We start from the raw sequence: 13,313 nt of genomic DNA on the forward strand, positions 1-13,313 counted from the left end.
GAGCGAAGGCGGAAGCGTGCCCACCAATTTTGCTTACGGAGACAGATCGTGGGCACGGCGCAAGCGCGCCTTTGCCCACCCTACGAGATCAGGGACGAGGAAACATTTGTCATGACCGACGCCGCGAACGAAGTCCTCTACGAAGTCGCCGACCACGTCGCGACCATCACCCTCAACGCGCCGGAGCGCATGAACACGATCTCCGGCCCGATGCTGAACGATCTGGCGCGCTTACTTACTGAAGCCAACGAGGACAAGAAAGTCCGCGTCGTGATCCTCACCGGCAAGGGCAGAGCGTTCTGCGCCGGGCTCGACCTGCGCAAGGAGCGCGACGGCACCGGCCTGAGCGCCGCGTCCTCGCCGACCACGATCAACCTCCGCAACACGCCGCCGACGGTGTTGCAGGCGATGGACAAGCCGACCATCTGCGCCGTCAACGGCGGCGCCGCCGGCTACGGCATGGACACCGCGCTCGGCTGCGACATCCGCATCATGGGAGAATCCGCCAAGCTCGCCGCCGCCTTCGTCAAGCGCGGCGTGGTGCCGGAATCCGGCGGCACCTGGCTGTTGCCGCGCATGCTTGGCTGGGCCAAGGCCTCCGAGCTGATCTTCACCGGCCGCACGCTCGGCGCGCGGGAATGCCTCGACTGGGGCCTCGCCAACGAGGTCGTGCCGGATGCCGAACTGATGGGCCGCGCCACCACAATCGCCCGCGAAATCGCCGCCAACGCGCCGCTGGCGGTGCAGGCCTCCAAGCGCATGATGCGGATGGGCCTCAACGAGAACTTCCAGGACCACGTTCACCACGTCTATCTGCAGCTCCTGCCGCTGTTCAAAACCCAGGACATGGCTGAGGGCATGAAGGCCTTCATGGAGAAGCGCGAGCCGAAATTCGAAGGGCGGTAGCCGGTTGTGCCTGTTGGGCCGTCTTAGCAGAGACAGATTTCGTGCCTATATGGACGGGGTCACTGACTTCTGGATCATGCCATGACCCCCGTTTCCATGCTGCTCAACATCCTCTGGATCCTCATCGGCGGCGCCTGGATGGCGTTCGGCTGGGTGGTCGCCGCCGTCATCATGGCCATCACCATCGTCGGCCTGCCCTGGGCGCGGGCGGCGTTCAACATCGCGGTCTACACGCTGCTGCCGTTCGGTTCAAAGGCGGTCAGCCGCTACGACGTCACCGGCATGAGCGATATCGGCACCGGCCCGCTCGGCGTGATCGGCAACATCATCTGGTTCGTGCTCGCCGGCTGGTGGCTGGCGCTTGGCCACCTCCTGACGGCCTTGGTGCTTGCGGTCACCATCATCGGCATTCCCTTTGCCTGGGCTCACCTGAAGCTCGCCGGCATCGCGCTCTGGCCGATCGGCAAGGTGATCGTGCCGGCTTAGGCTGAATTCGTAGGATGGGTAGAGCGCCAGCGAAACCCATCATCCCTCCGCTATCCGGAATTCGTCACAGTTTCCTGGGGGCGAGAATGCCGGTGCGCTTGAGATTTTCGAGATTGATGTCTTCGCTGCCGATCCCAAGCTCGCTCAGCTTCGCGAGAAACTTGTCGTGGCCGTTCACCTCGACCCACAGAAAATAGGGAAGATCTTCCGCATCTCCGAGAACTGCGCGGGACGTCCAATTGCTCTCCGGAACAGATTGGACGTTCGCAGTCACGCTTTTGTGGAAGCGAAATGGCGCGGCAACCAGATAGATGTCCGTCCCAAGCTTCCTGAGGCGACCTTCCACGACGTGAAAATCAACCCAGGAGAACTCCGGGGTCCTGCGCAATCGAATGAGATCGTTTCCGATCTGGCCACCATTGCGGCTCTTGATGATCGAAAGAAGCTGGTCGTCCAAATCGTTCGACGCAATCTGAACGCGATTGAGGGTATCCTAACGCGTGGCGGCGGGCCAGGCGGACAGCGTTTCCGTGGAGAAAACGAACGGGGCAATCAGCAGGACGGCGAGCTGGCGCATGCGAGCATTGTTAGCCCGTAGGATGGCTAGAGCGCCAGCGAAACCCATCAGTCCCTCCGCCCATGACGCAACAGGATGGGTTTCGCAAGGGCTCAACCCATCCTACGCGCGGCAGCCGATCGGAAGAAGTGATCGTGCCGGCTTGAGACGTGCCTCCAGCGCCACTTTCCATCGGCAAACTATTGGCTGTGCGTCTGCACTATTGCAGGCCGTAATTGATTTGCTTGGCACCTCCCGCTGCACATCCCTTGTATCCAGCACCCCCGTCAGTATTGCTTTGCCACAAACAGATCACCGTTGAAATTGACATGCATGCCGAGGTTTTGTCGGCCTCTGGTCAGCGACTTAACCTCGTTCTCCATCGCGTCAATCAGCGCTGAAAGCTTGACGATGCCCTGCGAGTCGGCCGCGCCGGCGAGCGCGTCCAGGAAGGCTTGAGCGAGAGCGCCGTGCTTCCATTCCGGAAGCTCTTCCGACAACTCGTTCTTTCTGGACGAAGTCAGGACGGTGACGTTTTCGAGGTCCATGGCATCCCGGAGGACCTTGGAGTCGGGGTCAGTTGCCCAACCCTGAGCACCGACCGCGCCGGAATGGCAGGCGTCGAGCAAAAGCAGAACCTTTCCATAGTTGGCGAGCGCGTGCACTTTCTTGGCAAATTCGCTCGCCGAGACCGCGCTCTTGATGCTCTTGTTCCGTGATCCCGAGTCGAAATCATATGGGATGATGTAGAACTGCCCGTCGATCATCAGGCCGTGGCTCGAAATCAGAATAACGGCGACGTCCTGACCGGGATCGCCTTTAGCCGCAGCTTGCGCCATGGCGTCGAGCGCGTCGAGAATGGTCGCACCGTCGGCCTTGCCGTTGGGGAGATGTGTTAAGCTGACGTCGGCGTAAAGACTCGACTTGCCGGGGCCGCCTTTCTGACTCTCGAGAAGCGCGGTCGCGACGTCGTGTGCGTCCTTGACGGCGTAGTCTAGGTGCAGGTCTCCCGCCTTGTCGCCGAACTTATCGATGCCGATCGTCAAGACACGCAGTATCCCGCCCGGCGGCTTGGCACTGGCGGTTTTGGCCTGAACATCAAATCTCGCCTTCGTAATTTCGTCGATGCCGATCGCCCGCGCGGTCTCGAGCTGGTCCAGAACGAGAGGTAACGTATTTGGTCGATGTAGCCTGGCGATAGCGGAAACGGGAAGCGTCGTCGAGGCCTTGTCGGGGCCGTGGTTTACCATCCACTTTAGCACCTCCCGGGCATCTGGCGTCGCGTCATAGAATCCTTCGGGAGTCCAGAGCACCCAGTCCCATTTGGCCGGATCACTCTTGTTCAGGAGGACCTGCAAGGCAAGGATTTCGTGTCCGTCTGCGGCGCGATGCCAGCGAAGCGTTCCGTCGCTATAGGCCGCAACGACGATCCGCCCATCTTCACTGGCATTCACTGAGAGAACTTCGCCTCGGCCAAAGTAAGACCATATCAGGGCTCCCGCGTCGTCGAACGCTCTGAGCGCCCAGTGGGTGCCGAGAAAGAAGCGCTTACTGTCCGCAGCGATTGCGAGGCTGCGCGCCATCTCATTTCCGATCGGAAGCACGCGGCCGTTCAGCGTCGGATGGTTTTCGTTCTGCCAGTTGAGAATTGTCAAGCCTTTGCGAAGCGGTGCAATGGTGACCGCGTCATCGATCGGAGAGCTGGATAACGTCAGTGACCTCGCATCAAATCTCAAGACGGGCCCCCCCGATCGGGCAGCACTGAAATCAACGACTTTGCCATCCCGGGAAACACGCAGGCTGTCGGCCGGACCGATTACCGGTAGGATGGGCGAAGCAACAGTCCACTCCACTTCGCCTCGCGCATCCAAGAGACAGAGGGAAGGCATTTGCGAGGCAACAATAACTTGTCCATCTGGCAGGGTGTCGATGCCGCTCATCCCTCTCCTTAGGCACTGGTTCATAATGCGGCGTTCGTCGGCAAGCCCCGCCCCGTCCCACGCGAAGAGAACTATCCTCCCCTTGTCGTCGACCACGGAGCCGCCGGCAAACAAGGTTTGACCATCGCGGGACCACGCAACTTTGGTGAAACCGAAAAAGGATCCCCTGACCCCTTTGGGGCGGTGTCCACCTACGCGTTCAAGCGTGCTTCCATCCAGGATATCGACCGCGGTCTCCCAGTAGCCGACGGCCAGGCGGGTGCCGTCCGGACTGAAAGCTATTCCATAGGGGTAAGTTCCGCTCATTGCCCGGACGGGCTCGCCGACGCGGTGAAAATTCGGATGTTCGGTGGCGGGATCATAACGGTACAAACGTATGAAGCCATCGCCGCTCGATGTTGCGAGGCGACCGTCGCCGGCGAACGATGCCCCAAAGCTGCTCGCTCCGTAATGTTCCTCGCGGAAGATCTCGCCCCAATGTTTGTCGCGGTCGAAGACTCGCAGCCCTTGCGTATCGGCATACAGGACGGCAAGGAAGCGACCGTCGGGAGAGAATTGCAGGCGTTTGGCATCAGCTGGAATGTCGCCGCCAATGCGCTGAACGAGGTTTCCAGATTCGCGATCGAATAGGTAGACCGGGCTCTCGCCACTGGCTCTCTCAGTTCTTCCGCCCACCGCGAGCATCGCTCCGTCCGAACTTATCGCGACCGTAGATACGTTGCCTACTCTCCCAGGGCCGCTGGGAATCCAGACCGTGCGCAGCAGCTTGCCATCGGCAAGCGACCAGATCCGTACTGTGCGATCGGAGCTGCATGTGACGGCGAAGTGGCCAGCAGCGTCGACGGCTTGCGACCCAATCCCGGCCGAGTGCATGCCGGGATCGACGGCGAGCACGGGGCGATCGTAGAGATCCGTTACGTCCTTCGATCCCTGGTCCCGCGCCGGCGCACTCGCGAAGACCAAGACGGCCAACGCCGAAAGGGCAACGGCTATTGCGCGGCAATGTCTCCGAAATTGGGCCATTTCGCAGCCTCCAATTGGGCCTTCGTCGTCTCGAGTTCGAGCTTGTCCTTTTCGACATGGCGCGTCCAAAGCGCGCCGACGCCGTCGGAAATCGCCTTCATCAACGGTTCGACCAAGCTCTTGGCAACCTCTTCCCACACACCTTTGGTGTTGGGAGTGATCGTCTTGACGGCGGAGTCACAGATCTCTTTGAGGCCCTTTCCCGAGGCCTCGAGACTGGTGCGAACCGTCGGCAGACGATCGGGATTGCCACCTTCGACGAGGGCCGTCGTCAGCCCGGCAATGACGCCGTCCATCTCTCCCTTCGCCATCCCGTAGGTCAGCCGCGCGCTCGCGAGAGCAGCTTTGTCCCCGCTGGACTTGAGCACCTCGACACAAGTGGTTGCTTGGGTCCGAGCCTTGGCGAGTAGGGAGGTCACTTCTGGCCAACCGAGCGGGGCTGTCTGCGCGACACCAATCGCTACGGGGAGAACGGTGGCCAAAGCAAAGACAGCAATTCTTTTCATGGCGTAAATCCTCGCGTATGCACCACAGTGCATAGTAACAGCTAAACCGCATTTGCATCGGCGACCGGCGCGCGAACGGTCGTGTCAGCGTCAAGGGCCTCTCGAGATAATGCCATCGGGCGCACTTCTATGGTCAAGTCGAGCCCCTGTTCAGAACAATATACCACTGGTTGCAATGAGACGGAACAGATCCGCGATGCTATTGCTCAGCCGCCACAGACCCAGCCCCTTGCGCCGCCCGACGGGCAAAACACGCCATAGGCAGGTCAAGGGGCGGGGTCCCAAAATATTCTGATTGACCGAATTCGCTGTTTCGGCTAAACCGTAAGCCATCCCGGCCCGCCAAAGGGGCGTTTCGCGATCGTCACGATACGCAGGCCGGAGTGCGATGGACGCGGCAGCGCCGGCGCGTGAGGTGGTGGCAGGGCGGGCGAGGCCCGTGAGCCATCGCGATCCGCGGCACGACACGGCGCGGTTACAGCGTTTCTTTTCGGCGTCGGGGGCGAGCACGCGCGAGCTTCCGGCTGTCCGGGGAGGGACGTCCGCGGACGGCAAAAGCGTGTGGTCCTGACGCCCGGGGTCTGTGCGTCAAGGCTTGCGGTGGTGAGGCGGCCCGACCGGGCGCGCGCATCAGTGATCCGCAAGGCGACGGGGGCAATAGTGCATCGCTCCCCGGGGAGAGCGCGCCATAAGCCGTAAAACCATTGCGCAGGGAAGGCCGGGATGTCCCGGCGTCACCTGTGGTCACCCCGCGTGCGTCTTGTCGCGTGCGGACCCTGGGTGCCAGCCGGCGCCCCGGCCTTCCCTGCGCCCTTTGTTCTCGAGGAGGGCGAAACGGACAGCAAAGCTCGGGCGGAACGCGCCGCGAGACCGCGAAGGCGTGTCTGGCGATGAAGGTCCCAGCCGCTTGTGTCCCGGACGCGCTGCAGCGTGCAACGCTGCTGCGCAGAGCCGGGACCCAGAAGCTCCACAATTGCTCGGGAGAGATGGGCCCCGGCTCTGCAGCGCACCGCAAGCGCGCTGCGCTGCGTCCGGGGCACTGCGGCATCGAGGCCAGTTTGCACCGCCCCCAACTTCGTCTTGCACTGCGGTAGAAAAATATCGCACACTCCACCGGACTGAGGAGCCGCAGGGAGCTCTTGAAGAGGAGCGAGCCATGTCCCTCCAGACCGCACCATCCGACAGCGCCGAGCATCGCGCCAACCGCCCTGAGGACGTCCAGGCGCTGGAGGCCGACGCGCGGCTGCGCGACGACATCCGCCTGCTCGGGCGCATCCTCGGCGACACCGTGCGCGATCAGGAGGGCGCGGATGTGTTCGACCTGGTCGAGCGTATCCGCCAGACCTCGATCCGCTTCCACCGCGACGAGGACCGGCTCGCCCGCCGCGAGCTCGAGCAGATCCTCGACAGCATGTCGACCTCGGAAACAGTGCGGATCGTCCGCGCCTTCAGCTATTTCTCCCACCTCGCCAATATCGCCGAGGACCAGAACAACATCCGCCAGATGCGCGCCCGCGGCGCAGGCAAGAGCTCCGGCGTGCTGGCGGAAACGCTGGCCCATGCCAGGGACGCCGGCATCGGCCCCGATCAACTCCGCAGCTTCTTCAAGTCCGCGCTGGTCAGCCCGGTGCTGACCGCGCACCCGACCGAGGTCCGCCGCAAGAGCACCATGGACCGCGAGATGGAGGTCGCCGGCCTGCTCGACCGCCGCGAGCGCGTGGCGTTGACAGCGGAGGAGGCCGATGCCAGCGACGAGCAGTTGCGCCGCGAGGTGCTGACGCTGTGGCAGACCAATCTGCTCCGCCGGACCAAGCTCACCGTGCTCGACGAGGTCGCCAACGGCCTGTCGTTCTACGATTACACCTTCCTGCGCGAGGTGCCGCGCCTCGTCAACGCGCTCGAAGACCGGCTGGAGGAGGGCGGCGAGCAGGCGGCCTCCGAACTCGCCTCGTTCCTGCGGATGGGCAGCTGGATCGGCGGCGACCGCGACGGCAATCCCTTCGTCACCGCCGACGTCATGCGCGGCACGCTGCGGCTGCAGTCGAGCCGGGTGATGCAGTTCTATCTGGAAGAGCTGCACGTGCTCGGTTCGGAACTGTCGATCGCGGCGCATCTCGCCGACGTCTCCGAAGAGCTGCGCAACCTGGCGGAGCGCTCGCCCGACACCTCGCCGCACCGGAGCGGCGAGCCTTATCGCCTCGCGGTGTCAGGCATCTATGCGCGCCTGACCGCGACGGCCGAAAAGCTCGCGGTCGAGATCACGCGCCGGCCGGTCGGCAAGGGTGCGCCGTATGCGAGCGTGAAGGAGCTGCAGGCCGATCTCGACGTGCTGCACCGCTCGCTGATCTCCAACAACGCTCGCGTCATCGCCCGCGGCCGGCTGCGGCTGCTGCGGCGCGCGGTGGACTGCTTCGGCTTCCATCTGGCCCGGCTCGACATCCGCCAGAACTCGGCGGTGCACGAACGCACCATTGCCGAGCTGATGGATGCCGCCAACCCCGGCATGTCCTATCTCGCGCTCGGCGAGGAGGCGCGCATTTCGCTGCTCACCAACGAATTGCGCTCGACGCGCGCACTGGTCTCCCCGTTCGTCAAATACAGCGACGAGACCATGGGCGAGCTCAACGTCTTCCATGCCACAGCTGAAGCGCATGCGATGTTCGGCTCGGACGCCATTCCCCAATGCATCATCTCGATGTGCAAGGGCATGTCCGACATGCTCGAGGTCGCCGTGCTCTTGAAGGAGGTCGGCCTGGTCCATCCCTCCGGGCGCAGCGCCATCAACATCGTGCCGCTGTTCGAGACCATCGAGGATCTGCAGGCCTCCTCCGGCATCATGGACCGCATGCTGTCGCTGCACGATTACCGCCGCCTGGTCGACAGCCGCGGCAGCGTGCAGGAGGTCATGCTCGGCTATTCCGACAGCAACAAGGATGGCGGCTTCGTCACCTCGGGCTGGGAGCTCTACAAGGCCGAGATCAATCTCGTCGAAGTGTTCGAGCGCCATCACGTGCGCTTACGCCTGTTCCACGGCCGCGGCGGCTCGGTCGGCCGCGGCGGCGGTCCGAGCTATGACGCCATCATCGCGCAGCCCGGCGGCGCGGTGAACGGCCAGATCCGCATCACCGAGCAGGGCGAGATCATCTCGTCGAAATATTCCAACGCCGAAGTCGGCCGCAACAATCTGGAAATCCTCGCGGCGGCGACGCTTGAAGCAAGTCTGTTGCATCCGCGCCAGAGCGCGCCGCGTCGCGAATATCTGACCGCGATGGACGAATTGTCGAATCTCGCCTTCAAGGCCTATCGCGGCCTCGTCTACGAGACCGACGGCTTCGTCGATTATTTCTGGTCCTCGACCGTGATCAACGAGATCGCGACGCTGAACATCGGCAGCCGCCCGGCCTCGCGCAAGAAGACCCGGGCGATCGAGGATCTTCGCGCCATCCCCTGGGTGTTCTCCTGGGCGCAGTGCCGGCTGATGCTGCCGGGCTGGTATGGCTTCGGCAGCGCGGTCGAGCAGTGGATCGCCGATCATCCCGACAAGGGCATGCCGTTCCTGAAGGAGCTCTACAGGGAATGGCCGTTCTTCCGCATGCTGCTCTCGAACATGGACATGGTGCTCGCCAAAAGCTCGATCGCGATCGCCTCGCGCTATGCCGAGCTGGTGCCCGACGAAGCCTTGCGCGAGAAGATCTTCGGCCGCATTCGCCGCGAATGGCATTCCTGCATCGAGACGCTCCTGGACATCATGGGCCAGGACCGGCTGCTGCAGGGCAATCCGCTGCTGGAGCGTTCGGTGCGCCACCGCTTCCCCTATCTCGATCCGCTCAACCACGTGCAGGTCGAGCTCTTGAAGGAGCATCGCGCGCAGAACCCCGACGAGCAGGTGCTGCGCGGGATTCAACTGACGATCAACGGGATTTCGGCGGGGTTGCGGAATACGGGGTAGGGCGAATGGCGAGTAGCGAATGGAGCCCTATTCGCCATTCGCCACTCACTACTCGCTTCGTTCAACAGAAATGCGCGCCTTGCGTCTCCACATAGACCGCATAGAGCGACTGGCTTGCAGTCATGAACAGGCGGTTGCGTTTCTTGCCGCCGAAGCAGACATTGGCGCAGGTCTCGGGCAAGAGGATTTGCCCGATCCGCGCGCCATCGGTCGGCGCGAACACCTGCACGCCGTCATAGCCGGGACCGACCCAGCCGGCGCCGACCCAGATGTTGCCCTCGGTGTCGACGCGCAAGCCGTCAGGGAAGCCGGACTTGCCGTCGAGCGTCATGTCGATCAGCTTTTTCGGATTGGACAGCTTGGCCCCGTCGATGTCGTAGGCCCACACCACGTTCTTGGCTTCAGGATAGTGCGTGATGCCGGTGTCGCAGACATAGAGCTTCTTGTAATCGTGAGAGAAGGCGATGCCGTTCGGCTTGAACGGCTCGTCCGCGACCTTCGCCACCTGTCCGGTCTGGGTGTCGAGGCGATAGACGGCTTCCTTCTGGTGCGGCTGCAGCGAGCCGGTGTTTGCGAGCTTGCCCTCGTAGATGCTGATCGCGCCGTAGCCGGGATCGGTGAACCAGATCGCCTTGTCGTTGGGATGCACCACCATGTCGTTCGGGCCGTTGAGCGGCTTGCCGCCGGCCTGCTCGGCCAGCGTCGTCACCGAACCGTCGTGCTCGTAGCGGACGAGGCGGGTGCGCTCGGCGCTGAGCTGGCGTCCCTCGGTGTCGAACGAATTGCCGTTGGCCTCGTTCGACGGCTTGTGGAATTGCTCGGAGATGTGGCCGTCATCGTCGAGATAGCGCAGCTGCCGGTTGGCCGGGATGTCGCTCCAGACGAGATATTGTCCCTGCGCATTCCACGCCGGCCCTTCCGCCCAGAGGCAGCCGGTGTAGAGCCGCTTGATTGCGGTGTTGCCGACCTTGGCCTTGAAGCGCTTGGGATCGATGGCGATGATGTCGGGGTCGGGATAGCGCTGCGGCTCGGCATTGGCGCCGAAGTCGCGGGCGTCGGCATTGGAGGCGAGCAGGGTCGATGCGGCGAGTGTCGCTGCACCCTGCAGCAGCGCGCGGCGGCCGAGACCGCCGCCTGCAGTCGTGTCGTCGGGGTTGGTCAGTATTCTTGTCATGGTTTCCTCCCAAAGTTTTGTTGGGAGGCGACCATTCGCCCGCAATCAGGCGTAAACCGGGGCGATCTCCGGACAAGACAACCGGAGATCGCAGGGCAGGGATGCCGGAAATGGCGGCTAGACGGGATCCCAGGTGAAGATGTCGGCGGAACGGTCGAGCTTGTAGAACGAGCCCTTCAGCGCCGGCATGCCGTGTTCCGCGATCGATTGCGGCGTCCAGCCTTCGCTCCGCTGCACCGAACGGATCGGCCGGTTCTGGCTGAACAGGAAGATCTCGTTCATGCGCACGCCAAAGATCTGGCCGGTGACGTCCTTGGCGGAATCGGAGATCAGATAGCCGCAGAGCGGCGCGATCTTCTCCGGCCCCATCTGCTTGATCTTCTCGACCCGCGCCTTCTCCGCTTCAGTCTCGGTCGGGATGGTGCCGATCATGCGCGTCCAGGCGAACGGCGAGACGCAGTTCGAACGAACATTGAAACGGCCCATGTCCAGCGCGATGGATTTGGAGAGGCCGACGATGCCGAGCTTGGCGGCGGCGTAGTTGGCCTGGCCAAAATTGCCGATCAGGCCGGAGGTCGAGGTGAAGTGCACGAAGGAGCCCGACTCCTGCTCGCGGAAGATCCGCGCCGCGGCGTGGCTGACATAGAACGAGCCCATCAGATGCACCTTGATGACGGCTTCGAAGGCTTCGACGCTCATCTTGTGGAAGATCATGTCGCGCAAGATGCCGGCATTGTTGACGACGCCGTCGAGCCGGCCGAAATGATCGGTCGCGGTCTTCACGATCTTGCTGGCGGGGATGGCTTCCGCGACGCTTTCGAAATTGGCGACCGCGGTGCCGCCGCGCTTCTTGATCTCCTCGACCACTTCCTCGGCAGGCGCCGCGTTCGAGCCGGCACCGTCCGAGGCTCCGCCGGGATCGTTGACGACGACCTTGGCGCCTTCCGCCGCACAGAGCTGCGCGATCTCGCGCCCGATGCCGCGGCCTGCGCCGGTGACGATGATGACCTTGTCTTGCAGTGATTTGCTCATGTGCCTTACCTCTCGTTCGTAAACACGATCGTGCCACTCGCCGCGAACATGCCGCCGACGCCATGACACACCGAAATCTTCGCGTTCGGCACTTGCGCCGGCGCAATGCCACGCATCTGCCGCACGCTCTCCTGAAGCGCGTACATGCCGTACATGCCCGAATGCATATAGCTCAATCCGCCGCCATTGGTGTTGAGCTGAAGCTTCCCGCCGGGCCGCGTATTGCCATCTGCGATGAACTTGCCGGTCTCCTCATGCGGCATGAATCCGAGATCGCCGAGGCCGAACAGCGGCAGATGCGCGAAGGCATCGTAGATCATGAGGTGATCGACGTCCTTATGTGCGATGCCGGCCTCCTTGAAGGCCAGCGGCCCTGCGGTCTTGAACGCGCGCGAGGAGTTGAACGTCTCCATCTGGCTGACCATCGGCGTCTCCACGCTCTCGCCGGTGCCCATGATGTAGACGGGCTTGCGCGGAAAGTCCCTGGCGCGGTCGGCCGAGGTCAGGATCAGCGCGCCGCCGCCGTCGGTGACGAGGCAGCACTGCAGCAGCCGGAACGGATAGGCGATCATGCGCGAGTTGAGGACATCGGCGACCGTGATCGGGTCCTTCATCATCGCGCGCGGATTCTTCGCCGCCCATTCCCGCTGCACCACCGCCACCGAGGCAAGCTGCTCATGCGTGATGCCGTAGGTCTTCATGAAGCGCAGCACGGGAATCGGGAACATGCTCGGCGGACCGTAGACCCCGAACGGCGCCTCGAACTGGCCTTGCAAACTGTCGGCGGGAATCGAGCGCGGCGCCTTGCCGATCATCGACTTGCCGCTCTCGGCATGCGTGATCAGCACGGTCTTGCACAGCCCGGCCTCGATCGCGGCAGCGGCGTGCCGAACATGCAGCATGAAGGAGCAGCCGCCGACCGAGGTGCCGTCCACCCAGGTCGGCTTGATGCCGAGATAGTGGCAGACCTGCTGCGGCGTCTCCACCGCCGTGGCAAAGCCGTCGATGTCGGAGAGCTTCAGCCCGGCATCGGCGATGGCGTTGAGCGCCGCATCCGCGTGCAGCTGGAGCTGCGAGGCGTTGGGGATGACACCGAGCTCGGTGGTCTCGGCCGCGCCGACGACGGCAACCTGATTTTTGCGCATGGCTTACCCCTTCGCCGGACGAAACACGGGGAGGGTGATCTTGTCGTCGAGCGCCTGGAAGGCGACCTCGAGCTTCATGTCGAGCTCGAGCGCCTCGGGCGTCTGCGGGCAGTCGATGATGTTGCTCATCATCCGCGGCCCCTCGGCAAGCTCCACCACCGCGATCGCGTAAGGCGGCGTGAAGCCCGGCGCGGCGGGACGGTGATTGATCACGTAGCTGTAGAGGAAGCCCTTGCCGCTCGCCTTGAAGATGCTGACCTTGCGCGAGGCGCAGGATGGGCAGAACGGGCGCGGCGGGAAGTAGACATGCGCGCAGGCGTCGCAGCGTTGCAGGCGCAATTCGCCGTCTTTGGTGCCGTCCCAGAAATGCTGGGTCTCCGGCGTCGGTTTCGGTCGCGCGCGCTGCGGTTCGGCCATGTCGGAACGCCCTCCCAGAAGCAAATCTTGATGAGGCAGGGCGTCACGCCCGCCTGTTTCGATCTTGATGCGACAATCGACCATGGTGCGTCAACGGTCCAGCAATACGCATGCATGCCATCATGCGCACAATGCTTGTGTCGAACTGAGGCAGCGCTATAGATTGCGCGCGACAATAT

Annotated in this window: 10 protein-coding genes; 3 read left to right on the plus strand and 7 right to left on the minus strand. The window is 63.2% G+C overall.

Going from position 1 to position 13,313, the window contains the following annotated elements:
• Positions 1 to 111: 111 nt before the first annotated feature.
• Both AABA84_RS28925 and AABA84_RS28930 read left to right on the plus strand, forming a co-directional pair.
• On the plus strand, positions 112 to 906 hold the full coding sequence (locus AABA84_RS28925) for an enoyl-CoA hydratase/isomerase family protein (RefSeq protein WP_338313854.1): 795 nt from the start codon (positions 112 to 114) through the stop codon (positions 904 to 906).
• Positions 907 to 987: 81 nt separating this feature from the next.
• On the plus strand, positions 988 to 1,392 hold the full coding sequence (locus AABA84_RS28930) for a YccF domain-containing protein (protein ID WP_338313855.1): 405 nt from the start codon (positions 988 to 990) through the stop codon (positions 1,390 to 1,392).
• A 64-nt stretch (positions 1,393 to 1,456) separates the two neighbouring features.
• On the opposite strand, the gene AABA84_RS28935 is transcribed toward AABA84_RS28930, so the two are convergent.
• From AABA84_RS28935 to AABA84_RS28945, 3 genes are all read right to left on the minus strand, one after another.
• Entirely contained in the window at positions 1,457 to 1,849 is a 393-nt protein-coding gene (locus AABA84_RS28935; RefSeq protein WP_338313856.1) for a hypothetical protein, read from the minus strand.
• A 386-nt stretch (positions 1,850 to 2,235) separates the two neighbouring features.
• On the minus strand, positions 2,236 to 4,782 hold the full coding sequence (locus AABA84_RS28940; RefSeq protein WP_338313857.1) for a hypothetical protein: 2,547 nt from the start codon (positions 4,780 to 4,782) through the stop codon (positions 2,236 to 2,238).
• A gap of 95 nt (positions 4,783 to 4,877) precedes the next feature.
• Entirely contained in the window at positions 4,878 to 5,417 is a 540-nt protein-coding gene (locus tag AABA84_RS28945) for a hypothetical protein (protein WP_212251269.1), read from the minus strand.
• A 1,156-nt stretch (positions 5,418 to 6,573) separates the two neighbouring features.
• Here AABA84_RS28945 and ppc point away from each other — a divergent pair.
• A complete protein-coding gene (gene ppc, locus AABA84_RS28950; protein WP_338313858.1) occupies positions 6,574 to 9,366 on the plus strand; it encodes a phosphoenolpyruvate carboxylase in 2,793 nt (930 codons plus the stop codon).
• Between the two features lie 61 nt (positions 9,367 to 9,427).
• Here the strand turns inward: ppc and AABA84_RS28955 are convergent, their stop codons facing one another.
• The 4 genes from AABA84_RS28955 to AABA84_RS28970 form a co-directional block, all read right to left on the minus strand.
• A complete protein-coding gene (locus tag AABA84_RS28955; protein ID WP_212251271.1) occupies positions 9,428 to 10,540 on the minus strand; it encodes an SMP-30/gluconolactonase/LRE family protein in 1,113 nt (370 codons plus the stop codon).
• Positions 10,541 to 10,657: 117 nt separating this feature from the next.
• Entirely contained in the window at positions 10,658 to 11,572 is a 915-nt protein-coding gene (locus tag AABA84_RS28960) for an SDR family oxidoreductase (RefSeq protein ID WP_338313859.1), read from the minus strand.
• 5 nt (positions 11,573 to 11,577) lie between these two features.
• Positions 11,578 to 12,717 carry a thiolase C-terminal domain-containing protein gene (locus AABA84_RS28965; protein WP_338313860.1) on the minus strand — a complete coding sequence of 380 codons (1,140 nt, stop codon included), beginning with the start codon at positions 12,715 to 12,717 and terminating at the stop codon, positions 11,578 to 11,580.
• A 3-nt stretch (positions 12,718 to 12,720) separates the two neighbouring features.
• On the minus strand, positions 12,721 to 13,134 hold the full coding sequence (locus tag AABA84_RS28970; protein ID WP_212251274.1) for a Zn-ribbon domain-containing OB-fold protein: 414 nt from the start codon (positions 13,132 to 13,134) through the stop codon (positions 12,721 to 12,723).
• Between the last annotated feature and the right edge of the window lie 179 nt (positions 13,135 to 13,313).

It is taken from the genome of Bradyrhizobium sp. TM239 (assembly GCF_036247985.1).
Lineage (GTDB): Bacteria > Pseudomonadota > Alphaproteobacteria > Rhizobiales > Xanthobacteraceae > Bradyrhizobium > Bradyrhizobium ottawaense.

Coding starts and splice junctions, on each gene's coding strand:
- AABA84_RS28925 (WP_338313854.1), top strand. CDS start 112: ATGACCGACGCCGCGAACGAAGTCCTCTACGAAGTCGCCGACCACGTC.
- AABA84_RS28930 (WP_338313855.1), top strand. CDS start 988: ATGACCCCCGTTTCCATGCTGCTCAACATCCTCTGGATCCTCATCGGC.
- AABA84_RS28945 (WP_212251269.1), bottom strand. CDS start 5,417: ATGAAAAGAATTGCTGTCTTTGCTTTGGCCACCGTTCTCCCCGTAGCG.
- ppc (WP_338313858.1), top strand. CDS start 6,574: ATGTCCCTCCAGACCGCACCATCCGACAGCGCCGAGCATCGCGCCAAC.
- AABA84_RS28955 (WP_212251271.1), bottom strand. CDS start 10,540: ATGACAAGAATACTGACCAACCCCGACGACACGACTGCAGGCGGCGGT.
- AABA84_RS28960 (WP_338313859.1), bottom strand. CDS start 11,572: ATGAGCAAATCACTGCAAGACAAGGTCATCATCGTCACCGGCGCAGGC.
- AABA84_RS28965 (WP_338313860.1), bottom strand. CDS start 12,717: ATGCGCAAAAATCAGGTTGCCGTCGTCGGCGCGGCCGAGACCACCGAG.
- AABA84_RS28970 (WP_212251274.1), bottom strand. CDS start 13,134: ATGGCCGAACCGCAGCGCGCGCGACCGAAACCGACGCCGGAGACCCAG.